The organism is Fusicatenibacter saccharivorans, from assembly GCF_027667425.1.
GTDB classification, from domain to species: Bacteria; Bacillota; Clostridia; order Lachnospirales; family Lachnospiraceae; genus Fusicatenibacter; species Fusicatenibacter saccharivorans.
In genome coordinates this window covers 256,952-283,424 of the sequence record NZ_JAQEGR010000001.1, presented here as the reverse complement: position 1 = coordinate 283,424, position 26,473 = coordinate 256,952, and the positions used below count along the sequence as shown (strand labels likewise).

The following is a 26,473-nucleotide window of genomic DNA, read 5'->3' as shown; positions in this document are numbered from 1 at the left end:
CGGGATTTTTCTATTCTTACTGTTGCTCTCAAAAGTCTGTTTTAATCAAAATTGTGGTCAAAGCGCGGGGAAAGCGTTCCGTTTCCATGGAGCACTTCATCCAGCTTTACAAGTTCCTGCGGCGCCTCTGCAAGCGCTCTTTCGTACAGGTGGACAAGATTCCGTGTGCCCGCTTCGCATTCCTTCTGAGGCCTTCCAGGCATCACACGGCCGCCCATCGAATCATAGCAGCCGACCAGTTTCATCGCTCCAAGAAGAAGGCTTCTTACCGCACTGCTGCGGCAGATCGTGATTCTCGTCCAGAGCTTCATGCCCTTCAGGCATTCGACAATTTCTGTTTCCCCGATTTCCGGAAAACAGCGGTGGATGACCTTGTTGCCGTCGGTGTGCGGGCAGATCGGCGATGCCGGACGGTATACGAGCGGATCGAGGCCGTCCTCCAGCATGAAGTACTGGTCAAGGCTCGTCTCAATCTTTGCATGGGAAATTCCAGTGTGATCCACAAATTTCCCGATATACGGATGACACGTCGAATCGAGAAGGTAATGGCAGGCAAAGCCTAACAGATACGCTTCCATCGCCTCTGACGGGCTCTGCTGATACTTTTTCACCTCATCCTCGAACAGAACGGAAGCCGTCTGCTCATGCAGAAGCGTTCCGTAATCAGACACACGGTTTTTCGAGAACGGATGGTAATAAAAGAAGATATCCGGCCCGTGCAGTCCGATCAGATACAATTTTTTGTTTTCTCGAATGATCTTTTTCAAATTTGCCGGAAGCTGTTCATAGACTTCTCTTCCGAACCTGTCGTGTGCGTACGTAGTAGGCATATCGGTATCTCCCTTCTTTTTTCTCCTGCCGGATCAGACATCCAGCTTGATCTGCATTTCCTCTTCCACTTCTGCGCGGAAGTCCTCCATCTTGACCGGACTGATCTCCGGCAGATTGTCGGTGGAATCGACGCCGAAGTTCCGCAGGAATTCTTCGGTCGTGCCGAACACAATCGGGCGGCCCGGCGCGTCGAGGCGGCCAAGCTCCTGCACCAGATTGTACTCCACCAGTTTGTTGACCGCGTGATCGCTCTTGACGCCGCGGATCTTGTCGATCTCCTGCTTCGTGACCGGCTGCTTGTAGGCAATGATCGAGAGAGTCTCCATCATGACGTCGGTCAGAACCGCCTTCTTCGGCTGCATGGCGATGTTGACAAGATAATCATAATATTCCTGTTTCGTGCACATCTGATACGCATTTTCAAGCTCCACGATGTGGATGCCGCGGTCTTTCGTATTATATTTTTCCATCATATGGTTCAGAATCCTGCGGGTCGTCTCCGTGTCATGGCCGATCGCTTTTGCAATCCTTCCCAGCTCCACGGAATCTCCCATCGCAAAAAGGACTGCCTCGATGGCCGCTTCCGCCTCCTCGACCGAAGAGGGGCGTCTTGCCTCACCCAGGGCAGTTTCTTTATTCCTGTTCTGTTCTTCCATCTGTCTTGTCCTCACTGTCTGTCTCGTCTGTATACGGCACAACTACGGTGTCTTCATCCTCCAGGGATTCAATCAGGATATCCCCGAAAAGCTCCTCCTGGCTGATCCGGATTTTGCCGGTTTTCATCAGCTCCAGGATTGCAAGGAAGGTGACAATCACATGCACCTTGCCCGGCTGGGATTCCAAAAGGTCGCGGAAGCTGAAGCGGCGTTTTTTAACAGCAAACTGCTCGACATACGTCATCTTGTCCGGCAGGCTGACCTCTTCTTTTTCGATCTTTCCGAACTTGCTTCGGATCGGGTCGATCTTGTCCTCCTGGCGCTTTAAAATCATTTTATAGATCGTATGGAGCTTCGCGAGAGAAATCTGCGAGAGGAGCTCGGAGGTGTCGACCGGCGTCCTGTACTCCAGCACTTCTCTTGGAAGCGTCGGTTCCTTGTACACGGAACGGCTCGCCTCGTTCATGCGGTCACGCAGCTCGTACGACATGTACTTGTACATTTTGTACTCTAAAAGCTGCTGCACCAGCTCGGCTCTCGGGTCCTCTTCCTCGCCTTCCTCATTCACTTCTTTCGGAAGCAGCATGCGGCATTTGATATCCAGAAGCGTCGCCGCCATGACCATGAACTCACTCATGATGTCGAGGTCTTCCCGCTCCATCTGATGAATGTATTCCAGATACTGGTCCGTAATCTCTACAATGGGGATATCGTAAATATCTATTTTATTTTTATCGATCAGGTGAAGAAGAAGGTCCAGCGGTCCTTCAAACACCGGAAGCTTTACTGGTATCGCCATGTGCTCTGTTCTCCCTTACGGTTTCCCGATATCTGTAATAATCAATTCTCTTCTGTTCCAGATGCGGACCGGAATGGTGTGTTCGCCCGTTCCTGCACTGATGATCTGGCAGGTGCCGCCCGTCAGGAACAGCCCGCGGCAGTTTTTCGAAAAAAGGCGGAAATCCGGTGTCACAAGCCCCCGGTGCGCGCCAAGGCCCACCACGCCGCCGTGATAATGGCCGGAAAGCGTCAGATCGGCTCCATATGATGCATAGGAGCTGAGGTAGGCAGGGTGATGCGCCAGCAGAATGCCGTAGCGCGCCGGATCCGGTTTTCCAAGGTGGTCTGTCAGTTCCGAAACCGGCAGCGGTCCGCGGTAAAAGCGGTTGTAATAGGTGCGGTCCATGGCATAGCCGTAGATCCGGACCGGACAGCCGCTGATGGTAAGATCCGCCGTCTCATTTTCCAGATAGCAGATTCCTGCCTTTTTCAGGCGCTCCCGGAGCTTTTCATACAGATCACCGTACTGTTCCGGATACAGCTTCAGACGGTATTCGTGGTTTCCGCAGCCATAGATTACCTGGTATTCCTCCGCAAGACGTTCCGCGAAACTCAGACCCGGGTCGAGGTTCTCCCCCGGCTTTGCCACAATCTGGTCCCCGCCGATGATGACAAGATCCGGAGCCGCCTCATCGATGACTGCCTTTAACACCGTGTTGTCCGGGCCAAACTCCATATTGTGAAGATCACTGATAAACGCCAGACGAAAACCGTTTCCTTCCAGAAATTTTCCGTTTGACGAAAGTTTGTAATAGGTCGTTGTAAATTTTCTCATACCGTTCATTATACTTGATTTTTCGGTGTATGACAACCCGTTTTCCCTGCTGTTTATAAGCCCAGTGCCTGTTTTGCCAGCTGATCGGCTTTTTCGTTGTAGGTGACGCCGGTGTGGCCCTTTACTTTGCAGAAGCGGATCGCAACTTTGGCCGATGCCAGATCGTAAAAATTCCGGTAATCGATGGTTCCCTGTTTTTTCGCCTGCCATTCTCTCGTACACCAGCTTGCGATTCCCTGGTAATCGTGATAGATGGCCAGCTCCGGAATATCATGTGTCAGGCAGTAAGCCATGGCCAGCTCTGCGCCCTTGATCTCGCCTGCTACATTCCGCATGGAGACGAGATCCGGGTCGCTGTAGTCTTCTGCAAGATTCAGCTCTTTTCCGTCCAGGAAGAGGACCACACCGCAGGAGAACTTTCCGAGCGCATGCTGATAGCTTCCATCCACGTATGCGACGGCGCTCCTGCCGACACCGGCGTATTCCGGGTCTTCGCATGGTTTTTCCGCCAGAATCAGGTGTTCCCAGTCCCAAGAAGAAGGATCGGGTGCTGCCGTGCTCTGTACTGCCTTTCGTTCCGGGGCAGCGAAATACGTTCCGATTGTTTCCCGCAGCAATGGTTCCAGCATTTTACCGCCGCCCAGAAAGGCCTCTGCCTCCTCCAGACGCTCAAATCCCTTGTAAATTGCGCCAGGATAACCGTGTACCTGCGCTTTGCACGCATCCCATGTCCGGTAGATGCCCGGAACCTTTCCCTGTTTTACCGCATAGTAATTTTTCTTTGCCATGTTTTTCTCCTTTTCGCGCATGATACTCCGGCTTTATGCCGTCCCAAGAAAATATTGTTTCATCGTACATCCGAACAGGTCCCACATGCCGGCTCTTGCCACGTCTGCTCCATATAAAATCGCAACGGAACCAAGTTCCTCACCGTCTGCTTTGTAAACAACTCTTCCGGCACACTCGCCTTTCTGGATAGGGGCCTGCACCTCTTCCGGCAGTTCCATCGTTTTTTCCACTTCACCAATCACCGTCCCGCCCGTCGTAAGATAGCGGAATTCTTCCGCATATTCCAGTTCTGCCGTATCCTGCTTTCCGTAAACAACCGAAAGTTCCGGCAGGGGATCGCGTTCCCGGTCTATGTAGATGCTACAGGACGAAAACCCATACTGGAACAGTGACGCTGCATCTGCAAACCGCACCTTGTAGTCCGGTGCTCCCATCACGACTGCCAGCATCGTCAGATCATTTTTCTTCGCCACTGCCGAGACGCAGTACTTCGCCTTCGAGGTGCTTCCTGTTTTCAGTCCCACACAGCCCTCATAGCCGCGGATCAGCTTATTTGTATTGGTGAGGGTGAATGGTTTGCTTCCCTTCTGTGTGACATGCGTAATCTCTTCCATCCAGATAGAGGAATAGTTCAGGATCTGCGGAAAGCGCTCGATCAGCTCCCGAGACATTTTCGCCACATCTGCCGCTGTCGTGTAATGGCCGTCGGAATCCGTAAGACCGCAGCAGTCCTCAAACTTCGTGTCGTTCATGCCGAGTTCTTTTGCTTTCTGGTTCATCCGGCTGACAAACTCGCTTTCTGTCCCCGCAATATGCTCTGCCATCGCTACAGATGCATCGTTTCCCGAAGCAACGACAATACACTTGATCATCGTCTCAACGGTCTGCTTTTCGCCCTCTTCCAGAAAAACCTGGGACCCGCCCATACTTCTGGCGTGCGCACTCGTCGTCACTTCGTCGGTCAGCTGGAGCGTCCCTTTTTCGAGCTCTTCAAAAATCAGCAGCAGCGTCATGATTTTTGTGATGCTCGCCGGGCTTCGCTGTTCCGACGCATTTTTCTCGTACAGAACAGTTCCGGTCTGTGCCTCCATCAAAAGAACAGACGGCGAAGCCAGCCCAAGGTCCGTTGTTATCTCCGGTGCTGTCTCCTCCGTCTCTTCTGTTTTCTGTTCCGTTGTTTCGTTCTGCTGCTTGTCGGAAGATTCTCCATTCTGCTCTGCCGCAGTCACTTTCAAGGGCGCTGCAAGAAGCGCCAGGATCATCAGCAGGCTCCAGACGATATTTCGTGTTCTTCTCTTCATATTCCCCCGAAACATCTGCTCTTTCTTCCCTACAGGCTATGCAGACGACCGCAGAACTATGCTGTCTGTTCCGTTTACAGCAGCGGTGCCAGAAACTTCAGCGCACCGCGGAGTGCACGGACTGCAAAATTTTTCTTTCGACAGTAGTCCATATTGATCTGCTCACACTGTTCAAACGTGATCAGCGCATCCTCTTTTACCTGGGCAACCGCACTGCTGCCGTACATCCAGACACCGCACTCAAAATGCAGGTACATGCTCCGGTAATCCATGTTGATCGTTCCGACCGTCGCAACTTCATCATCACAGACAAAGCTCTTGGAATGGATAAAGCCTGGCGTATACTGGTAAATCTGAACGCCGGATTCCAGCAGGATCTCGTAATTGGCCTGCGTCAGAATATAGACAATCTTCTTATCCGGGATGCCCGGCGTTACAATCCGCACATCGACTCCGCGCTTTGCCGCCATGCAGAGAGCGGTCAGCGTCTCGTTGTCCGGAATCAGATACGGAGTAAAAATATAAAGATATTTTTTCGCCTGTGAAATAATGTTCAGATAAACATGCTCGCCTACTGTCTCTCCATCCAGCGGGGAATCGCCGTACGGCTGCACAAAACCGTCTTTTTTAAACGCTTCCTCGTGATAGATCTCCGGCCGGTATGATTCGAAATTGCATTCCATACCGGTGATTGTGCTCCACATCTGCAGAAACATCACCGTAAAACTCCATACCGCCTCACCATGCAGACAGATTCCGGAATCCTTCCAGTGGCCGAACCGCTCCTTGCGGTTAATGTATTCGTCCGCAAGATTAATGCCGCCCGTGAAAGCCGTATGACCGTCGATCACGGCAATTTTCCGGTGGTCACGGTTATTTAAAATGACATTCAGCACCGGTCGGAACTGATTGAACGCCGCACACTTGATGCCCATCTGCTGCAGCGATTTATAATACTGATACGGCAGCGTCGTCACGCAGCCGAAATCATCGTAAATCAGCCGCACATCCACACCGGCGGCCGCTTTTTCCTTCAGAATCTCCAGCACCGTATCCCACAGATACCCCTCGCTGATGATGAAATATTCCATAAAAATGTAGTGTTCTGCCTTTTTGAGTTCCTCAATAAAGTGCTCAAACCATACATCTCCCAGCGGGTAATACTCTGTTTCTGTGTTTTCATAAACAGGATAATGCGCATAATTGGTCAGATAGGAAGACTGCCCCGCTGCCAGGATATTTTCTTCCTCGAGCTTTTTACGCGTCTCTTCTTCCTCTCCAAGAACGCCTCCCTGCGAAAGCAGAACTGTATCGTAATGTGTACGGAATTTTCTTGCCACACTGGAATGGCCGAGAATGCCGTACAGGCAGATTCCGGTTACCGGAAGCGCCAGGATACAGACTGCCCACATCAGTTTGTAGCCGGGATTCATTTTCGGATTATTGATAATCGAAAGCACTGCAATCAGGGAAAGGATCGTGACCGCATAGTTGATGTAGACAGATTTTTCATTGAGCTGCATCACAATTCCGGCCAGCCAGCAAAATTCCAGAAGAAGTGCAACACCGATAATGACCATACGGCTGGTAAGCAGCTTCAGAATCTTTTTCACGATACGAAACAGCTTGTTTGCTATTTTGTACAAAATTCTCATTTGTCACCGCCTTGCTGTTTTGTCAAAACCTGCGACTTTAAGTTACAAGTATAAAAATCCCCGGCAAAACAGATCGCCGGGGATTTTTTGCACATTAATTATACTTACGTTTTCTGGCAGCTTCAGATTTCTTTTTACGACGAACACTTGGTTTCTCGTAATGCTCTCTTTTACGAATCTCCTGCTGAATGCCAGCTTTTGCACAGCTACGCTTAAATCTGCGTAAAGCGCTGTCCAACGTTTCGTTTTCTTTAACGATTACATTTGACATAGTCTCACACCTAACCTCCCTCCAGTTGTAGATTGTGCATAATACAACTGTATGGGTATTTTTTGCACTGTTCTTATTATACCAGAAAAATCTCGTACGTCAACAAGTTTTTTCATTTTTTTGCAAAATTTTTCCCTGCCGCCTGCCTGGCTCCTTTTTCTGCCCTGCAGGCGGCAGGATTTTGTGCTGTTTTTCCTGCTTATTGTTATGCGATCTGGCCTTCCAGTACCTCAGCAGCTTTTGCAACTGCTTCGTCGATCTTCTCCGGATTCTTTCCGCCGGCCTGTGCCATGTTCGGACGTCCACCGCCGCCGCCGCCGACAACGGCTGCCACTTCTTTGATCAGTTTTCCGGCATGTGCACCTTTCTTCATCGCATCATCGGTTACCATGGCAAGAAGGCTTACTTTACCGTCCTTTGCAGATGCCAGAACAACAACGCCGCTTCCCAGTTTTTCTTTCAGCTGGTCGCCAAGGTCACGCAGTCCGTTCATATCGACATCCGGTACGGATGCAGCGAGAAGTTTTACACCTTTGACTTCGGTTACTTTATCCATAACATCGCCGAGCGCTTCTTTTGCCAGTTTGCTCTTTAAGGACTCATTCTCTGCCTGGAGTGCTTTTGCCTCTGCCTGCAGATGAGCGATCTTCTCGAGGAGATCCGCCGGTGTTGTCTTTAAGAGAGCTGCTGCCTCATGTATTTTCTCTTCCTGTGCTTTATAATATGCAGTAACAGACGGTCCGGTCAGAGCTTCGATTCTGCGGACACCTGCTGCAACGCCTGCCTCAGAAACAAGTTTGAACAGTCCGATTTCAGCGGTATTCTTTACATGGGTACCACCGCAGAGCTCTTTGGAGAAGTCTCCCATGGAAACGACACGTACTTTGTCGCCGTATTTCTCACCGAACAGAGCCATCGCGCCGGATTTCTTTGCTTCCTCAGTATCCATGATGTCGGTTACAACCGGGATCTGCTCCTGAATCTTTTCATTTACCAGATTCTCAACTTTTTCCAGTTCTTCCGGTGTCATAGCCTGGAAGTGGGCAAAGTCGAAACGGAGTCTGGTCGGGGTTACGAGAGAACCTTTCTGCTCTACGTGTGCACCGAGAACAGTCTTTAATGCCTTCTGCAGAAGGTGTGTTGCGCTGTGGTTCTTCTCGATATTTTTTCTTGCCTCTTCGTTGACCTGAAGTGTAACTTCCTCGCCGTTTGAAATCATACCGGATTTCATGACACCGACGTGGCCGTATTTTCCGCCGCGGAGTTTGATGGTATCTTCTACTTCGAATACACCATTTGCTCCTTTGATGATACCGCAGTCGCCTTCCTGCCCGCCCATGGTAGCGTAGAACGGAGTTTTCTCTACGAAAATGGTTCCCTTCTGGCCTTCCATCAGAGATTCTGCAATCTCAGTCTCTGTCGTCAGAACGGTTACTTTGGAGGTATCCTCCAGATGATCGTATCCGGTAAACTCAGTTGTTACGGACGGGTCGATCTCATCGTAAACGGTTGCATCAGCACCCATGTAGTTTGTTACTTCACGGCTCGATCTTGCACGCTCTCTCTGCTCTTCCATTGCTGCATGGAAACCGTCCTCGTCGATGCCGTAGCCCTTCTCCTCGAGGATCTCTTTGGTCAGATCCAGCGGGAATCCGTAGGTATCGTACAGTTTGAATGCATCCTGTCCGTCCAGAACTTTTTTGCCTTCGCTCTGCATTTTTTCTTCGAGCTCGGAGAGGATATGAAGTCCCTGGTCGATGGTTTTGTTGAACTGGGTCTCCTCGTTGTTCAGAACGTTGAAGATGAAATCTTTTTTCTCTTCAAGTTCCGGATATCCGTCTTTGGAGCCTTCGATTACGCTTGCGGAAAGGCGGGCAAGGAACAGTCCGTCAATGCCAAGCAGACGGCCATGACGTGCTGCACGGCGGATCAGACGGCGCAGTACGTAGCCTCTTCCTTCGTTGGTCGGCATGATTCCATCGGAAATCATGAATGTTGCGGAACGGATATGGTCTGTGATAAGGCGGATGGAAACATCGGTCTCATGATCTTTATCATACTCTTTTCCGGAGATTTCGCATACTTTGTTGCGGAGTGCCTGAATGGTGTCGACATCGAAGATGGAATCTACATCCTGTACGACAACGGCCAGACGCTCAAGTCCCATACCGGTATCAATGTTCTTCTGGATCAGGTCGGTGTAGTGGCCCTCGCCGTCGTTGTTGAACTGGCTGAATACGTTGTTCCATACTTCCATGTAACGGTCACACTCGCAGCCAACGGTACATCCCGGTTTGCCGCAGCCGTATTTTTCTCCGCGGTCATAATAAATCTCAGAACACGGACCGCACGGACCTGCGCCATGCTCCCAGAAGTTGTCCTCTTTTCCAAAACGGAAAATACGGTCTGCCGGGATGCCGATCTCTTTGTTCCAGATATCAAATGCTTCATCATCGTCCTGATAGATGGATGGGTACAGACGATTCGGATCGAGCCCTACTACCTGTGTTAAAAACTCCCAGGACCATGCGATTGCTTCGTGTTTGAAATAATCACCGAAGGAAAAGTTTCCGAGCATCTCAAAGAAGGTGCCGTGACGGGCTGTTTTTCCTACATTTTCAATATCGCCGGTACGGATACATTTCTGGCATGTTGTTACTCTTCTTCTCGGCGGAATCTCTGCGCCTGTGAAGTAAGGTTTCAGCGGAGCCATACCGGAGTTGATCAGTAAAAGACTTTTATCGTTGTGTGGAATCAACGAAAAACTCTTCATAGCAAGATGTCCTTTGCTCTCGAAGAACTCAAGAAACATCTTTCGTAATTCGTTTACGCCATATTTTTCCATGACTGTTTGTCCTCCAAATAATTCAGTGTGTCCCGGAATTTCTTCCGGGAATCCATTCTTTTATAATAGCACACTTAATTATTTAACGCAAATTTTTTTGAAATTCTTCTTTCCTTTTTTCAGAACGATACCGTCCTCGCCGAAGGCTGCTTTTTCTACGGCATATTTCGGATCTGTGATTTTCTCACCGTCTACGGATACACCGCCCTGCTCTACGGCACGGCGTCCTTCGTTTCTGGTCTTTGCAAGCTCTGCTTTGACAAGAAGGGTTACGATATCGATTTTATCGTCCGTGAAATCCTCTGCAGAAAGTTCACTGGTCGGCATATGCTCGGAGCTTCCGGTAGAGAATACGGCACGTGCGCCTTCCTGCGCTTTCTTTGCTTCTTCCTCGCCGTGTACCATGGAGGTCAGCTCATAGGCCAGGATCTCTTTTGCCTCGTTCAGCTTGCTTCCTTCCCAGGAATCCATCTCGTCGATCTGCTCCAGCGGCAGGAAGGTCAGCATACGGATACATTTTAAGACATCGGCATCGTCCACGTTTCTCCAGTACTGGTAGAAATCGAACGGGCTGGTCTTGTTCGGGTCAAGCCATACAGCGTTTCCTGCGGTTTTACCCATCTTCTTGCCCTGAGAGTCGGTCAGAAGGGTGATGGTCATTGCATAGGCATCTTTTCCAAGTTTACGGCGGATCAGTTCGGTTCCTCCCAGCATGTTGGACCACTGGTCATCGCCGCCGAACTGCATATTGCAGCCGTATTTCTGGAACATGTGATAGAAGTCGTAGCTCTGCATAATCATATAGTTGAACTCCAGGAAGGAAAGACCTTTTTCCATACGCTGTTTGTAGCACTCTGCACGGAGCATGTTGTTGACGCTGAAGCATGCACCTACCTCACGGAGCAGTTCTACATAGTTCAGGTTCAGCAGCCAGTCTGCGTTGTTGAGCATCATAGCTTTTCCCTCGCCGAACTCGATGAAACGCTCCATCTGACGTTTGAAGCACTCTGCGTTGTGGTCGATCTCCTCGCGGGTCAGCATTTTTCTCATATCGGTTCTTCCAGACGGGTCACCGATCATGGTGGTGCCGCCGCCGATCAGGGCGATCGGTTTGTTTCCTGCCATCTGCATCCGTTTCATCAGGGTCAGTGCCATGAAGTGACCTGCGGTCAGACTGTCTGCGGTGCAGTCGAATCCGATATAGAACGTTGCTTTTCCATTGTTTACCAGGTCTCTGATTTCATCTTCGTCGGTTACCTGTGCCAGAAGGCCTCTGGCGATCAGTTCGTCATAAATCTGCATTTTGTTTTTCTCCTTTTTTCGGTTGACTTTCGGGTATGTGTTACCGTCTGGGACCAAAGTTTTTTATACAAAAAGACTCCCGTCCTTTCCGATTCAAAGGACGAGAGCCCGTATCTCCCGTGTTACCACCTTACTTCACAGCTGTCTCACGGCAGCTGCCTTTGTCGGTATCCAAAACCTCTGAATACCCTGACGCTGTAACGTTCGTCTCTTACGTCGCAGCCTACTAAAAACGTGCATCATAGTTCTTCTGCCGCCCGTTTTATTCGGTGCGCAACTCCGGGATGTATTCGAATCGTACAGAACCTGCATGCGCCTCTCATCTGCCGGCTACTTTCTGTCCGCGTTTTTGTACGTCTACTTGTTCCCTTCCAAGCCTTTTTCCATGTTCCATAGTATAAACGGTGATTCGAAATCTGTCAAGACTTCTGCTTTCCGTTTTTTCATCTATTTTTAATATCCGCGGTCCTGATCCATCATATACAGGAGTGCGTTGCAGATGCACGCCGCGATATTGCTGCCGCCTTTTCGTCCGCGTGCCACGATATACGGGATATTGGTCTGCATAATCAGTTCTTTGGACTGTACCACATTGACAAAGCCGACCGGAACTCCGATGATCAGCGCCGGTTTTATTTTTCCTTCCCCGATCAGTTCATAGAGGCGGACCAGTGCCGTCGGCGCATTTCCAACCGCAATAATCAGCTTTTTATCCAGCTCCGCTGCTTTTTCCATGCAGGCTGCCGCGCGGGTGCTTCCGGTTTCTTTTGCTCTTGCCGCAACATCTTCGTCTGACATAAAGCAGAGCGCTTCACCGCCGTGGCGCGCAAGCACCTTTTTGTTGATGCCGGATCTTGCCATCTGCGTATCCGTCACAATGCAGGCTCCCTCCCGGATCGCCTCGATGCCTTTTGCCACCGCATGCTCCGAAAAGCAGAGATTATCCGCATAATCAAAATCCGCACTTGTGTGGATACACCGCTTTACAACCAGTTCCTGATCCTCTGGAAACGTTCTTCCGTTTAATTCTTCCGTGATAATTTCAAAGCTTCTCTTTTCAATCTCGTGCGGGCTTACCTGCTCCAGTTCTATCTTCATCTTTATGCCCCTTCTTCCAGAATTTGATAAATCTTCTTCATGTCGAGATGCTCGCGCAGCGCATCTGCGAGAATATCGTACTGTGTCTCTTTGAATGTCTGGTAATCGACACCGTGAATCTGCTCCATGGCAATTCCCTTATTCTTTGCAAGTGCTTCCACGATCCGTTCGGCAACTTCTTCTTTGTCGAAAATGCCGTGCACATACGTACCGTACACATTTCCTTTCTGTGCACCGTCCAGCTTATCCGAATCAGCACGGTTCTGATCATCGATGAACGTGAATGCTTCTGTTTCTTCTTTCCGCACCGTTTCTCCCATATGGATTTCATAGCCCTCAATCCGGGTTCCCTCGATCCCGGCAAGAACGCCTTCTGTTTTTCCAAAAGCGCCCTCCGCGCGGGTTCTCGTCTTCTCACCGGCAAATACGGTATCCATCGGCAGGAGTCCCATTCCTTTGATCGTTCCGCCGGCTTCGACATGCAGCGGATCGCTCAGCGTATCTCCGAGCATCTGGAAGCCGCCGCAGACACCGAAAATTACTTTTCCGGCCGCAGCCGCCTTCAGTACGGCCGCTTCCAGACCATTCTGACGCATCCAGAGCAGATCCTCCATCGTGTTTTTCGTTCCCGGAAGCAGAATCATATCCGGATTTTTCAGTTCGGAGACAGAGCTTACGTAGCGGAGTGATACGCCTTCGATCCGCTCGAACGGGTTGAAATCGGTGAAGTTTGAAATACGCGGGAGACGGATGACCGCAAGGTCAATGAGACCGATCTCCTCTTTTCTGGTGAATCGCTCGGTCAGACTGTCCTCGTCTTCCACTTCGATGTGGAGATACGGCGCCACGCCGACCACCGGGATGTGTGTTTTTTCTTCCAGCATCACAACGCCCGGGTCCAGGATGGTTTTGTCCCCGCGGAATTTGTTGATAATCAGACCCTTGATGCGGTCGCGCTCATCCGGCTCTAAAAGCTCTACGGTACCGTAAAGCTGAGCAAAAACGCCGCCGCGGTCAATATCTCCGACGAGGAGCACCGGTGCATCCACAAGCTTTGCCATTCCCATATTGACGATATCATCGGCTTTCAGGTTGATCTCCGCCGGACTTCCGGCTCCCTCGATCACAATGATATCATACTGTTCTTCCAGTGCATGGTACGCTTTCATGATGTCCGGGATCAGCTCTTTTTTGTGGGAAAAATATTCCCGCGCACTCATGTTTCCCAGTACCTCACCGTTTACAATCACCTGCGAACCGGTGTCATTCGTCGGCTTTAACAGAATCGGGTTCATCAAAACGGACGGTTCGATCCCGGCCGCTTCCGCCTGCATGACCTGTGCACGTCCCATCTCAAGGCCTTCTCTCGTAATAAACGAATTCAGCGCCATATTCTGTGATTTGAACGGCGCCACACGGTATCCGTCCTGATGGAAAACCCGGCATAAGCCCGCCGCAAGCAGACTTTTTCCCGCATTTGACATCGTTCCCTGTATCATAATTACTTTCGCCATCGTTTTTCCTCCTAAAACCACTGCAGAATCTGTGAAACGGCTTCTGTCAGAATCTGGTTTTCTTCATGTGTGCGTACGGCTGCACGGTAATATCCGTCGGCAAGGCCCGGGTAGTTGGAACAGTCGCGGATCAGAATGCCGCCTTTTTCCAGCCGTGCGGCAAGTCCCTTCGGTCCCTCAAAGAACAGATAATTTGCACAGGAATCCCATACGGTAAGACCTGCTTTTTCCAGTTCTGCTTTCATCCAGGCGCGTTCTTTTCCGATCAGTTCCCGTGCTTCTTTGACATAAGCATCCTCGTTCAGGGCGGCAAGGCCTGCCATCTGCGCCGGAATCGAAACATTCCACGACTGCATGCTGCGGCTGATCCGATCCAGCAGATCCTCGTCGCTGCAGAGCAGATAGCCAAGACGCAGGCCAGGCATTGCGTAAATCTTTGTGAACGCACGCAGAATCAGCAGATTCGGATATTCGTCCAGTTTTCCCTGCATCGTCACTTTTTCCGGCTCCGGCAGAAATTCTATGAAACACTCATCCAGCACCAGATAGATGTTACGCTCCCGGCAGTTATCCAGGATCTTTAAAAGAAGCTCCTGCGGAATCGTAAGGCCGGTTGGATTATTTGGATTACATAAAAAAACAAGATCCAGATCGTCGGTCAGATCATCGCAGAAATCGTCCTGTAAAAGAAAGCCTTTTTCCTTTTGCAGCGGATACATACGGATAAAACACCCTGCCGCTGAAAGTGCTGCTTCATACTCTGCAAATCCCGGCGCTGCAATCAGCGCTTTTTTCGGGCGGAGAGCCTGTGTCAGGGCAAAAATAAGCTCCGCGGCGCCGTTTGCAAACAGGATATTTTCTTCTGGAAGCTGCTCCTTTTCCGACAGTGCCCGGGTCAGGTCCCGGCACAGTGCGTCAGGATACTGTTCCACCGATTCCGCGCTCTTTCTCACCGCCTCTTTCACACTTTCCGGAACTCCAAGAGGATTGACATTCACAGAAAAATCGACTCTGCATTTTTTCGTGTAAATGTCTCCTCCATGTGGATTTTGTCTCATACCATATGCCTTCCTTTCTCTTTTCCGTTGTGTTTCTATCTTCTCTTTTTACAGAAATAAAAAGAGCGCGCGGATTCCCGCAAAGAACACCAGTCCGAGGAACGAGGTCAGATACATCAGATGATTTGCTCTTTTGATATCTTCCGCCTCGACCGGGCGGATGTCATCGCCGATCGTTGGTTTCTTTACGACTTTGCCGAAATACACGGCATCTCCGGCAAGCTGTACTTCCAGCGCCCCTGCCATAACTGCTTCTGTCTGCGCAGAATTTGGGCTGGCGTGGCAGTAACGGTCGCGTTTGTAAATTTTTTCTGCATTTTTCCAGTTCATGCGCTCGCATGCAGACGCAAGAATCATCAGCCATGCGCTGATTCTCGCCGGTATGTAATTGACGACATCGTCCAGCTTTGCCGCACACCGTCCAAAATACAGATATTTGTCATTTTTGTATCCCACCATGGAATCCATGGTATTGATGGACTTATACAGAAAGCCCAATGCCGGTCCGCCGAGGGCAAGAAAGAGGAGCGGTGCAATGACACCGTCCGACGTATTCTCCGCGATCGTTTCCACGGCAGCTTTCGTCACTCCTGTTTCCGAAAGATTTTCCGTATCACGTCCTACGATCATGGAAACCGCATAGCGCGCCCCCGGAAGATCGTTTTCTTTTAATTTCTGATAGACCTTCATGCTCTCATCCTTCAGGCATTTCGTTGCCGGAATCTGCCAGCACCAGAGAACCTCCAAAAGGAAGCCGATGACCGGATGAATTTTAAATGCCGCAAAGAGCAACAGTGCCGGAACACCGTATCCCGCCAGACAGACGAGGATCACGAGAAAAACTCCTCCGGCAAGCTCTCCATTTGGCGTTTTCGGAAATACCTTCCGCAGCCATTTTTCCAGCAGGGCAATGAGATTTCCGATCACACGGATCGGATGGTACAAAAAGGAGGGATCTCCAAGCAGCAGGTCCAATCCATAGCCCACAATCAGGGCTGCTAATGCTGTTTTCATCTTGTTTTCTCCTGTTCTTTCCGGTAAGAGACACACTGCTCCAGAAATTCCAGTGCGAGGTGCGGACTTGCCATATAGTAAAGATGCGGGAATCCCGCCATCATCCGTTTTGTCGCATGAATGCATTCCCAGTTCCGCTTCCGCAGCGGTTTTGCCGCATGCCATGCACTTCCGCAGTCTGTGCTGTCAAAGTAATGGAACTCATGGCCGCGCACCGGATTTCCGCCGTTCCGAAAGGTATCCTTCGTGTTTGGCGTGAGGGTGATATAGCCGAATCTTCCCAGCTTTTTTGTCCGGTAAACATTTCCCGGAACAGCCTGTACCATAGGATACACATTTCCATCCATATCCTCCATGGATTCTGACAGGTACATATAACCGCCGCATTCTGCAAGAACCGGCATTCCCTGACGGATGTTATCGCGGATCTTCGTTCTCATGGTCTGGTTTTCCGAAAGCTCTTCTGCGTGCAGCTCCGGGTAGCCGCCGCAGAACAGAAATCCGTCTGTATTCTTTGGCGGCTCCGCATCGGAAAGCGGCGAAAAATATTCGATTTTGGCTCCAAGTGACGCGAGAAGCTCCAGATTATCCCGATAAAAGAAACAGAATGCTTCATCCTTTGCAACGGCAAGAATCGGCTTCGCAGCACGCACCTTGGCGGCTGCTTCGCTTTCTGTCACCTTACGCAGGACTTCCGGCATTTTTCCCGAGAGCTCTTCTGCCCCTTCTGCAATCGCAAGAATTTTTTCAAAATCCAGTGTCTTCTGCAGTGTTTCTGCAAGCAGATTGACCTGCTCCTGCAGATTTTCCACCTCATCCGGCATCACAAGGCCGAGGTGGCGGCTTTCTAAGTGGCATTCCTTCAGTTCCGGCACAAAGCCGGCACAGGAAATGCCAAGTTCTTTTTCCGCCATCGGCGCGATCTCCCGGTACAGCATCTCTGACATCCGGTTAAAGATTACACCGGCGATCCGGCTGTCCTCTTTGTACTGCAGGTATCCCTTGATAAAGGCAAGCGCTGAAACGCTCATGCCTTTGGCATCGACAACCAGAAGAACCGGCGTTTTTGTCATACCGGCGAGATCGTAGGCGCTGCCTTTGGTAGAAATTCCGCCAAGACCGTCGTAATACCCCATAACGCCTTCCAATACGGAAATGTCATGACCCGCTGCATGTTTGCAGAACAGATACTGTGTTGTTTCTTCCTCTGTGAAAAATGGATCCAGATTACACGACGGGGCGCCGATTACCTGTTCGTGAAACATCGGATCGATATAATCCGGGCCGCATTTAAACGCTGCGGGCTGCTTTCCCATCTGCTGCAGTGCACGGAGCAGTCCGCAGGTGATCATCGTTTTCCCGCTTCCGCTCCTTCCTGCTGCCAGCATGATTCTTGGTGCTTTCATTCTTTGGCACCTCCCTGGGCTGTAAAGATATAAACCGGATTCTGGGCAATCATCAGATGGCTTCTTCCGGCCTTTTTCGCATTGGAAGCCTGCAGGCAGACGATTTCCGGCTCTTCAAACGCAAGTTTTTTGAAACACGATGCTGCCTCCGCTAATGTTTCCACGGTTACTGTATTTAATACCACGCGGATGTTCGGATTCTTCCGCAGGAGCAGTTCCAGAATCTCTTTTAAGTTTCCGGCAGACCCGCCGATAAATGCATGCGTCGGAACCGGAAGTGCTTCGAGTGCTTCCGGTGCAGTTCCCTCAATAATTTCCAGATGATCCACTGCAAATTTCTTTTTATTTTCCTGCAGAAGTGCAACGGCTGCCGGATTTTTTTCTATCGCATATACCTTTCCCTGTGCTGCACGAAGCGCCATCTCAATCGAAACAGAACCTGTGCCCGATCCAATATCATAGACAACAGAATTCAAAGAAAGCTGCAGATGAGAAAGAGACGCATTGCGCACTTCCCGCTTGGTCATCGGTACTTTGTCACGCAGAAATACTTCATCTGCCATGCCGGCTGTAAACTCCGGTTCCGGATTCGGGTTTTCAAACAGAAGAACCGCAAGCGGGGCAAACTCCATTTTAGCAAGTTCGAATGGGGTTCCTGTCACAATCTGTTCTTCCGGATACGACAGATCCGTTCCCACATGCAGCACAATCTGCTCCCAGCCGTACGAACTTAACGTCTGGCAGATTTCCCTGACACTGCCCTTTCCGCCGGCGATCGCCAGAGTTTTCCGGTTTCGGCGGACCGTCTCCAGAAAGTTGCAGTGCTGTCCGTGCAGGCTCACAAATGCTGCATCCTCCCAGGACACTCCGATTTTGGCACAGAAATAAACCAGCGAAGAAATTCCCGGCTCTACACGGACAGAAAAATCCGCATCTTCCGCAAGGACGGCCTGAAGTTTCTTTGCTCCGCTGTAAAAGCCGACATCACCCGACTGCAGAAGAACAATCTTTTCATATTCCGGGTGCGCCTTCAGATACTCGTAAATCTTTTCCGGGCTGTATTCTGCAAGCATTGGCTTCTGATATTTTTCTACTGCTTTTGTCATGCGTCCCGCACCGATCAGCACATCCGCCTGCTCACACGCGTCTACGAGCGCCAGCGTCATCTGTGCTTCTGCACCAGGTCCGATTCCGGCGATCACGACGTCCCGTTTCACGGACAGATCAAATTTTTCAACGAGATACCGCTTGACCTCGTCCTCCGAGAGTCCTTCTTCCTCTTTCGGACGGCCGATCAGAACGACACGGACACCGGCCTTTTTTGCTGCCTCAATTTTTTCTTCAAAGCCGCCGTTTCTTCCGGATTCCTTCGTTACCATCCATTCGGCATGGAACGACTGCAGCATTGCAACGTTCATGTCCATAGAAAACGGTCCCTGCATGCCTATGGTATGTGCGGCATCAAATCCAAGTTCCGCGCAGGATGCAATTACGCCTGGCAACGGCAGCACCCGGGCATACACACGGTTTTTATAATCCGGAAGCTCTGCAAATTTTGCGAGTTCCTTGCTTCCTGTTGTCACCAGAATCTTTCCCTCTGTGCCCGCCAGATACGATACCGCTTCTTCTGTCGTATCGACCATGACGCAGGATGGATCTGCCGCAAGCGACGGCCGCAGCAGCCGAAGATACGTTTTTCCTGCTTTTTCACATGCAGACCGGATATTTTCCGACACAAGATCGGCATACGGATGGGTTGCATCGATAACCATTTCCGGCTGTTCTTCGCCAAAAAGCTGTTCCATCTCTTCTTCTGTCAGTCTTCCGCTTCGAACCGTCAGGGCACCGCCCTCCTCGATCCGGCACTTGCCGTATTCTGTCGCCGTACAGGCAAGGGATGCAATCTCATATTTCTTCAGAAAACTGCAGATTTCCCGGCCTTCCGTCGTTCCGGCAAAGACGATTACTTTATTCATAGCGATATCCCCTCGGCGTTACCATGTGATCCCGGATTTCCTTTGTCTGACTGTTTCCGATAAATACCGTCGTAAACATATCCACTTTTGTATTGCGAAGTTCTGCAAGCGTCATGGTCCGGCTCGTCTCCCCGTCTCTTCCGATTTGGCTTACGATTCCGCAGACGGTTTCCGGCGCTTTGTAACGAAGCATCAGATCACACGCTTTTTCCAGATAATCCGCTCTCTTATGGCTTCCCGGGTTATAAAGACAGATGACAAAATCCGCTTCCGATGCCAGCAGAAGACGTTTTTCAATTTTCTCCCACGGTGTCAGAAGATCGCTCAGGCTGATCAGGGCGAAATCGTGGATCAACGGTGCACCAAGAACGGCAGCGCCTCCCGTTGCGGCGGTCACGCCTGGAATTACCTTAATTTCAATATCAGGCCATTCTTCCGAAAGCTCATACATCAGACCTGCCATACCGTAAACGCCGGCATCTCCGCTGCAGATCATAGCAACCTGTTTTCCCTCTGCCGCAGTTTCAAATGCTAGACGGCAGCGCTCCACCTCTTTCCGCATCGGCGTCGTCAGAAATTCTTTTCCTTCAAAATGTTCTTTTACCAGATCCACATAGACGGTATAGCCGATGATCACATCGCAGTTCCGCAGCGCATCCGCCGCCTCGATCGTCATTTTTTCATATGCTCCGGGGCCGATGCCCACGACAAAAATTGTACTCAAAATACTGCCCTCCAGTCCGCCGCAGCCAGTGCAACTGTTACACCGTCCGCTGCCTTTTTTTTCTTTATCAGTCTGCCGCCGGCGAGAACTGCGCTGCGCTCACAGACATTGTCAATTCCTGTAATCTTCCTCACAAACGGAGACGGCGTAAATTCCCCCTCCGCCGTTTCCAGTTCTTCTGCAGAAAAGGTCCGGTACTGCCAGCCATACTTTTCCACCAGCTGCAGAATTCCCGGCTCCTGCGCTTTCAGATCAATACTTGCCGCCTGTCGAACTGCTTTTGGAGAAATCCCGGCCGCCGCAAGTGCCGCAAGAACCTTTTCTTCAATCCGGCCGGCCGGTGTATTCTTCTTACAGCCGATGCCGACGGTGATCACCTTCGGGATCAGGTGAAGTGTTCTCTCATATGGCGAATCCTCTTCCGATGTGGTAATGCAGATTCCCATCGACGGTTTTGCCGCCTCTTCCGGGATCAGTTCCTCCGGTTTTGTTCCCTCCACCGGAAAACGGCTGCAGAATCCAACCGTTTTTCCGTCCACCAGAAGCGCCGCTGCCTCTTTTGCCAGCTCCATCTCACAAATTTCACAATGATTTTTTACAGCAAAGACATCGACCGCAAACTTGTGATTGACATCCGTTGCCGTTGTAATGACCGGAACCGCACCCGTTACAGCTGCAACTTCTTCCGTCAGCTCGTTTGCTCCGCCGATATGGCCGGAAAGTAATGAAATCACAAACTTTCCCTGTTCATCCATACACAGAACCGCCGGATCTGTCTTTTTACTTTTCACGTACGGTGCAATACTGCGCACCGCAATCCCGCACGCCCCGATAAACAAAATCGCATCCATTTTCTGAAACATGCGCTCTGTCCATGCAGGAAGCGACGGTGCAATCGCAGGAATTCCCGCTTCTTTCCCGTACTTTTCCAGTGCATATCCTTCACAGCTGTGTTTTTTCAGTGCCGCACAGAGTTTTTGATTCCAGGCGCATCCGTTTCTTGTAAAACTTGCTATGGCTATTTTCATCTTATTTTTCTGCCTCTCGGAATTCGGTGGTAAACGCCGGATTGTACAGATCACTTCTGCGGTAATTTCCCTGGGAAACGGCATTTCCGATGATCATCAGCGCTGTCTTGGTGATCTGGTTCTTTTTCGCCGTCTCGGCAAGTGTTCCAACGGTGCAGACGAACGTCTTCTCCTCCGGCCAGGTTGCTTTGTAAACGATCGCTGCCGGAGTATCTGCCGTATAGCCGCCTGCAATCAGCTCACGGGAAAGTTCCTCTAAGAGTCCCGTGCTTAAGAATACAACCATCGTTGCCTGATGTGCCGCAAAAGACGCAATGCTCTCCCGCTCCGGAACCGGTGTTCTTCCGGCCATTCTGGTGATGACAACACTCTGGGAGATATCCGGCAGCGTATATTCCATTTCAAGGGCAGCAGCCGCTCCGCAGAAAGAGCTGACACCCGGACAGTCATCGTGAGCGATTCCAAGGGCATCGAGCGCATCAATCTGTTCGCGGATTGCACCGTACAGGCACGGATCTCCCGTGTGGAGTCTTGCCACAGTCTGGCCTTTGCTTTCGGCCTCTTTCATAACATCAATCACCTGCTCCAGCGTCATGGTTGCACTGTTATATACCACACAGCCCTCTTTTTTCAGATCCAGCAGTGCCGGATTGACAAGAGAACCTGCATAAATGATAATGTCCGCCTCACCAAGCAGCTTCTGTCCTCTTACCGTAATCAGATCCGGGGCTCCAGGGCCCGCTCCAATAAAATGTACCATCTATTTTTTCCTCTTTTCTTTTACAATAATCAGTGAATAGTAACTTGCCTGGTCCGGGATTTCTTCCGCGCTGAAATACTTCTGTTCCGTATCCATGCCGCAGTTTTCTACCATCACCGCCCGGCAGTTCTTTTCCTTCAGGAACTGTTTCACAGCCGGCATCTTTTTACCCGCTTTCATCAGAACCTTTGTTCCTGAAAGTTCCAGTGCATCTTCAATCTGATAAGACGCCGGAATCACATGCAGTTCTTCGGAATTTTCCACCAGTCCCTCGGAAAGAGATGCTGCTGCCGCGCAGAACGATGTAACACCGCTTACAATTCTCGCATCGTAACCGTCTTCCAGTACCCGTCTGTGTACATAAAGGTAGGTAGAATACACGGTTGGATCTCCGAGTGTCAGAAATACTACGTTTTTTCCTGCATCCAGCAGCTCCTCTATTTTTTCTGCACCGCGCCGGTGATTTTCCTTCAGTTCTTTGGCATTCTTTGTCATCGGCATTGGAATAGCAACAAGCTCTTTTTCTGCCAGTTCCGGCACTGCCTGAACAGCAATCTGGTAGGCAATGCTCTCTTCCGGTTTCTCTCCTGGTACTGCAATCGTATCATTTTCCCGGATCAGACGGACGGCCTTTAACGTCATAAGCTCCGGGTCTCCCGGTCCGATTCCTGTTCCAAATAAAATTCCTGTCATTTTGTTTTTACTCTTTTCTGTTTTCTTTTTCTTCCTGCTCCCGCAGGCGCTCCAGAAGTTCTCCCGCTCCCGGGGTTTCCCCGAGCAGGCCCTCATTGCTTGAAAAAACAATCGCCTCCGTCTGCACTCTGCCCTCAATATGGTAATTCATGTAAAAAGCAATTTTTTCTGTCACTTTTTCCATGGTCTCTTTCAGGCATCCTGCTTCCTTTAAAATCTGCACCGCTTCTTCCGTCGTTCCAGTCTCCAGCAGTTTTTTTGCCAGTGCAAGATCCGCCCCTGCACGCACCGCCTGCGCCGTAAGAAGTTCCGCACGGCAGTCTGCCTCGTGGGAATGGGTATTCATAATTCCGCCGGACACCTTGACAAATTTTCCAAGATGGGCCACAAAAAGGATGGCGTCAAAGCCGAGCTCAGCTGCAAATTCCAGTGTTTTTCCGACGTAATTACTGCACTTAACGGAATGGTCTGCACGGACCCACGGATACGTTTTTAAGAAATCCTGTCCGTAATTTCCCGGTGTCACCAGAAGGACGCGGTCACCCTGTGCTTTCCGCATTTCCATCTCGACGCGGATCGTGGAAATCAGCGCCTCCTCGCTCATCGGCACTACAATCCCGCTCGTTCCAAGGATTGAAATGCCGCCGGTGATGCCAAGTCTCGGATTGAATGTATGCTTTGCCAGTTCTTCCCCTTCCGGTACGGAGATGATAACCTGCAGTGCGCGGAAATCATCGAGTTTTTTCTGAATCTCCTCCACATTCTCGCGGATCATCTGGCGCGGTACATGGTTGATCGCCGCGTTTCCGACCGGCTGATCCAGCCCCGGCTTTGTCACACGCCCGACGCCGAATCCTCCATCGATTACAATTCCCTCTTCTGTTCCAAACGTCACTTCCGCGTAAATCAATGCTTTATCTGTCACATCCGGATCATCCCCGCCGTCTTTTCGGACGGCACAGCTTACTTTTTCGGCACTTCTCCGGATATCCAGCAATTCCAGATTCAGAACAATGCCCTTTGGCGTATGGATTTTCACTTCCTGTATTTCTTTCCCGGAAAGCAGCATAAACGCCGCTCCCCGCGCTGCCGCTGCAGCGCAGGAACCCGTCGTATATCCCATGCGGAGTTTCTTGCTGCCGCGCATAATATATGCATCTTCCAAGCCTGTCCTGCTCATGTTTTTCTCCTTAACAGATCCGGCGGTTTTTCTGCCGGATCACGCGATCTATTTTATCATAACACACAATGAAAAAATGCTGAACCATTTTCGCATATTTTTTCAAAAAAGATCAATTTTTCCCGGCTGTTTTTCTATCTCAGAAACTTATTCTTTTCCCAGCTTCCTGTTGTTTCAAACTCCGCAGCTCTTCTTTCTGCCTGTTTCACAATTTTTTCATCAATTCCCATATTTCCAAGCAGTGCAATCGCATTCTTTCCTCTTGCCGGCCCCTGTTCCAGGCGATACGGGAAGGAAATACTCTGCGCGGTAATCTGCTCTTCAAAATGATAATTGGTGTAGAGATCTTCCAGCAGATACGTCAGTTCAGTATCATGTGTTGCTGCAAGACAGAGCACATTTGCACGGCGCAGGGCAGCAAGCACACTCTCTGACGCTGCAATCCGCTCCGTCGTGTTTGTTCCCCGCAGCACCTCATCAATGACGCACAGAAGCGGTGTTTTTTCACGGCTTGCCTCCAGAATCCGTTTTAAAGATTTTACTTCCACAACAAAGTAACTCTCTCCCTGTGCCAGATTATCGCGGAGTGCCATGGATGTCATGATCCGGCACACAACACCGCGGTACCGCTTCGAAAGACTCGTGTTCAGTGCCTGTGCCAGAATCGCATTCACTGCCATGTTTTTCATAAATGTGGATTTTCCCGACGCATTCGAGCCGGTCAGCAGAATTCCGCCCTCCGCATACAGACTGTTTGCCACCGGATGTGTCAGAAGCGGATGATAAAGCTCCTCCACATCGATCCGACAGCCCGCCTTTTTCTCATCCAGGAATTCCGGCCGGCAGTAATACGAAAGGCTCTCCCGGTACGATGCTGCAGACAGTGCAAAGTCCAGGAGTCCAAGATCCTCTGCCATCTGCAGAATCGCTTTTTCATACGATTTCACTCTGGAAACAACCGAAGAATACTCGATCAGATCCAGCAGAAAGAACGTGTGAAAGTATGCAAAAATCATGTTTGCTGCACCGCCCTGCGATTCTTTCGTATTCACAAGTGTTCTGCATTTTCTTGTAATCGGACGGAGTTGTTTTTCCTGTTCTTCCAGACGCTTCTGATACATTTCCAGTCCGGAAATTTTTTCTTTTCCAAGTTCCCTGGCTGTCCGCTGCAGCCGCAGGATACAGCCAAACGCTTTTAATGCACTCTCCAGCTTTTTGCTCTCCCTTCCATGCATCAGTCCGTTGCCGACCATAGAAGCAAACAGAACAGACACACCCAGCGGAGGCAGTACAAACAGCAGTCCAATTCCAAGCACAGCAATACCGGCCATCAGAAGATATTTCCCCTTCTCTCCCGGCTCCGCCTCTATCAGTACGGCTATTTCTTCTGTCGGCGGATTCATCTTTTCTTTTCCCATCAAAAGAAGTGCTTTCTGCACTGCTTCTCTGGCTTTTTGGTTCTCTGCAAAAAGCTTCATCAGCCGTTCCCGCTCTTCCCTGATTTCTGTTGTTGTGACCGGCATCCGAAGCGCCGTGTACAGATATTCTTCCCCGCACACCGACACTGTGTGGTCGACTGTGTCAAAAACCGCATCGAGATCCAGGTCATTCCAGGTAATCGCGTCCACGCAGAAGTTTTCCCCTGCTTTTCGTCTCAGACACGCTTCCAGTTTTTCTTTCTTTTCCCGTTCTGTCCGTTTCCCCTGCTTTTTTCCCCATTTCTTCCGCAGTTGTACCAGCTTCTTTTCCTGTTCATTTCTGTTATTCTGTACCATCCAAACTCCCAGCAGTATCAGAACCACAAAAATTCCTGCTGCCGTGTACAGTTCTTTCATGTCTTATCGCCATCCTTTTTCCTGCTCTGTATCATAAGTCTTTTGATTCTGTCTTATTCTAGCACAGAACCCTCTTCCCTTCCAGATTTTGTTGCAAAAATCATCTCCACCGCCGCATGTACAGCCAGTCTCCGTGAACTGCTGCCGTCACCAATGCAGGTGGAAAGGGTAAGTATCTTTTGAACTTCCTTTTCCTCACCGCTGCCAAAGATAATGCTGTTTTCTTTTCTTTCCTGTACCCATGCATTCCAGTCCGCATCGCTCCATGCTCCCAGCCGGTAAACATCACTTTTGGCATCCGTCTCCTCCACACTCCAAATACGGCACTGCCATGCTTCACCCGGCAAATACAGGTACAGATACGGAAATTCCTGTTTCCACGACGCTTCACGATACTTTTTCAATCCTCCGAACATCGTTCCATCCCGCATATTATGCCCATATAAAATCGTGTGACGTTCAGAAAAATCCTCCGGTGTATCACACGGTGCAAAAATACTGCCGTAAATCCGCTCCCTGCAAAACGCATCGTGTGTCAGATAATATGCGTTATCCTGCCCGTGCGCAACCGGAACATCTAAGGCGCAGCCCGGAATCCAGAGCCACGCGCAGATTTCTCTATTTTTTGATCGAAGTCCTGTAAAATCAATTGTCCGAAACAGATTTTGATCTGTACTGCCCGGTTCCTGCTCCTGCACTTCTTCGCTTTTTTCGTTTTCCTCTTTGTTCTCTTCTTTTTCTTCTCTGACATACATCTCCACCGCTTCTTCCTGTTCTTTTCGAATCTGCCGGCTTACCTGAATCTGCGGCAGATACCAGAAAAAAAGCGCCGCCAATGTCAGAACTGCAATCCCTCTTCTTTTTCTGCTGATTTTTTCTCTCTCCATTTTGTTTTCATTCCACCACCCGAACCGATGGTGGA

General features: G+C 50.2%; 23 protein-coding genes. All 23 read right to left on the bottom strand.

Features of this window, described 5'->3' with window-relative positions; genetic code table 11:
- Positions 1-41: 41 nt before the first annotated feature.
- The gene (locus PGS38_RS01300; RefSeq protein ID WP_055226396.1) at positions 42-830 is read right to left on the bottom strand and encodes a zinc dependent phospholipase C family protein; all 789 of its coding nucleotides are present in this window, start codon (positions 828-830) and stop codon (positions 42-44) included.
- Positions 831-863: 33 nt separating this feature from the next.
- Positions 864-1,487: an SMC-Scp complex subunit ScpB gene (scpB, locus tag PGS38_RS01295; RefSeq protein ID WP_055226398.1), complete on the bottom strand. Its 624-nt coding sequence runs from the start codon at positions 1,485-1,487 to the stop codon at positions 864-866.
- Entirely contained in the window at positions 1,465-2,286 is an 822-nt protein-coding gene (locus PGS38_RS01290) for a segregation and condensation protein A (RefSeq protein ID WP_022462320.1), read from the bottom strand. Before PGS38_RS01290 ends, scpB begins: the two co-directional genes overlap by 23 nt.
- Before the next feature lie 15 nt (positions 2,287-2,301).
- A complete protein-coding gene (locus tag PGS38_RS01285) occupies positions 2,302-3,102 on the bottom strand; it encodes a metallophosphoesterase (protein ID WP_270475770.1) in 801 nt (266 codons plus the stop codon).
- 53 nt (positions 3,103-3,155) lie between these two features.
- Positions 3,156-3,890 (bottom strand): ribonuclease H1 domain-containing protein, encoded by a 735-nt coding sequence (locus PGS38_RS01280; protein WP_119188469.1) that lies wholly within the window; start codon positions 3,888-3,890, stop codon positions 3,156-3,158.
- 33 nt (positions 3,891-3,923) lie between these two features.
- The gene (locus PGS38_RS01275; RefSeq protein ID WP_243038268.1) at positions 3,924-5,192 is read right to left on the bottom strand and encodes a D-alanyl-D-alanine carboxypeptidase family protein; all 1,269 of its coding nucleotides are present in this window, start codon (positions 5,190-5,192) and stop codon (positions 3,924-3,926) included.
- Positions 5,193-5,266: 74 nt separating this feature from the next.
- Positions 5,267-6,847, bottom strand: coding sequence for a cardiolipin synthase (gene cls, locus PGS38_RS01270; RefSeq protein WP_119221538.1), 1,581 nt, complete (start codon positions 6,845-6,847; stop codon positions 5,267-5,269).
- Between the two features lie 94 nt (positions 6,848-6,941).
- Positions 6,942-7,118, bottom strand: a complete 177-nt coding sequence (rpsU, locus tag PGS38_RS01265; protein WP_004222305.1) for a 30S ribosomal protein S21 — start codon at positions 7,116-7,118, stop codon at positions 6,942-6,944.
- A 205-nt stretch (positions 7,119-7,323) separates the two neighbouring features.
- Positions 7,324-9,963 (bottom strand): alanine--tRNA ligase, encoded by a 2,640-nt coding sequence (gene alaS, locus PGS38_RS01260; RefSeq protein WP_117801012.1) that lies wholly within the window; start codon positions 9,961-9,963, stop codon positions 7,324-7,326.
- A 78-nt stretch (positions 9,964-10,041) separates the two neighbouring features.
- On the bottom strand, positions 10,042-11,265 hold the full coding sequence (gene tyrS, locus PGS38_RS01255) for a tyrosine--tRNA ligase (RefSeq protein WP_022462314.1): 1,224 nt from the start codon (positions 11,263-11,265) through the stop codon (positions 10,042-10,044).
- 453 nt (positions 11,266-11,718) lie between these two features.
- Entirely contained in the window at positions 11,719-12,363 is a 645-nt protein-coding gene (locus PGS38_RS01250; RefSeq protein WP_055218068.1) for a precorrin-8X methylmutase, read from the bottom strand.
- Positions 12,364-12,365: 2 nt separating this feature from the next.
- Positions 12,366-13,877 carry a cobyric acid synthase gene (locus tag PGS38_RS01245; protein WP_118594746.1) on the bottom strand — a complete coding sequence of 504 codons (1,512 nt, stop codon included), beginning with the start codon at positions 13,875-13,877 and terminating at the stop codon, positions 12,366-12,368.
- Positions 13,878-13,888: 11 nt separating this feature from the next.
- Positions 13,889-14,935 (bottom strand): threonine-phosphate decarboxylase CobD, encoded by a 1,047-nt coding sequence (gene cobD, locus PGS38_RS01240; RefSeq protein WP_118594745.1) that lies wholly within the window; start codon positions 14,933-14,935, stop codon positions 13,889-13,891.
- 48 nt (positions 14,936-14,983) lie between these two features.
- Entirely contained in the window at positions 14,984-15,949 is a 966-nt protein-coding gene (gene cbiB, locus PGS38_RS01235; RefSeq protein WP_118594744.1) for an adenosylcobinamide-phosphate synthase CbiB, read from the bottom strand.
- Positions 15,946-17,355 carry a cobyrinate a,c-diamide synthase gene (locus tag PGS38_RS01230; protein WP_118594743.1) on the bottom strand — a complete coding sequence of 470 codons (1,410 nt, stop codon included), beginning with the start codon at positions 17,353-17,355 and terminating at the stop codon, positions 15,946-15,948. Before PGS38_RS01230 ends, cbiB begins: the two co-directional genes overlap by 4 nt.
- The gene (gene cobK, locus PGS38_RS01225; RefSeq protein ID WP_117760336.1) at positions 17,352-19,331 is read right to left on the bottom strand and encodes a precorrin-6A reductase; all 1,980 of its coding nucleotides are present in this window, start codon (positions 19,329-19,331) and stop codon (positions 17,352-17,354) included. The genes PGS38_RS01230 and cobK overlap by 4 nt, the downstream gene beginning before the upstream one ends.
- A complete protein-coding gene (cobJ, locus tag PGS38_RS01220; protein WP_118594742.1) occupies positions 19,324-20,055 on the bottom strand; it encodes a precorrin-3B C(17)-methyltransferase in 732 nt (243 codons plus the stop codon). The genes cobK and cobJ overlap by 8 nt, the downstream gene beginning before the upstream one ends.
- Positions 20,052-21,083, bottom strand: coding sequence for a cobalt-precorrin 5A hydrolase (locus PGS38_RS01215; protein WP_118594741.1), 1,032 nt, complete (start codon positions 21,081-21,083; stop codon positions 20,052-20,054). The genes cobJ and PGS38_RS01215 overlap by 4 nt, the downstream gene beginning before the upstream one ends.
- A 1-nt stretch (position 21,084) precedes the next feature.
- Positions 21,085-21,843 (bottom strand): precorrin-4 C(11)-methyltransferase, encoded by a 759-nt coding sequence (cobM, locus tag PGS38_RS01210; RefSeq protein ID WP_022462305.1) that lies wholly within the window; start codon positions 21,841-21,843, stop codon positions 21,085-21,087.
- A complete protein-coding gene (gene cobI, locus PGS38_RS01205; protein WP_117812894.1) occupies positions 21,844-22,536 on the bottom strand; it encodes a precorrin-2 C(20)-methyltransferase in 693 nt (230 codons plus the stop codon).
- A gap of 7 nt (positions 22,537-22,543) precedes the next feature.
- Positions 22,544-23,716: a cobalt-precorrin-5B (C(1))-methyltransferase CbiD gene (cbiD, locus tag PGS38_RS01200; protein ID WP_055226415.1), complete on the bottom strand. Its 1,173-nt coding sequence runs from the start codon at positions 23,714-23,716 to the stop codon at positions 22,544-22,546.
- A 134-nt stretch (positions 23,717-23,850) separates the two neighbouring features.
- Entirely contained in the window at positions 23,851-25,551 is a 1,701-nt protein-coding gene (locus PGS38_RS01195) for a MutS-related protein (protein WP_118640385.1), read from the bottom strand.
- A 53-nt stretch (positions 25,552-25,604) separates the two neighbouring features.
- Positions 25,605-26,438 (bottom strand): class B sortase, encoded by an 834-nt coding sequence (locus PGS38_RS01190; RefSeq protein ID WP_118640384.1) that lies wholly within the window; start codon positions 26,436-26,438, stop codon positions 25,605-25,607.
- Between the last annotated feature and the right edge of the window lie 35 nt (positions 26,439-26,473).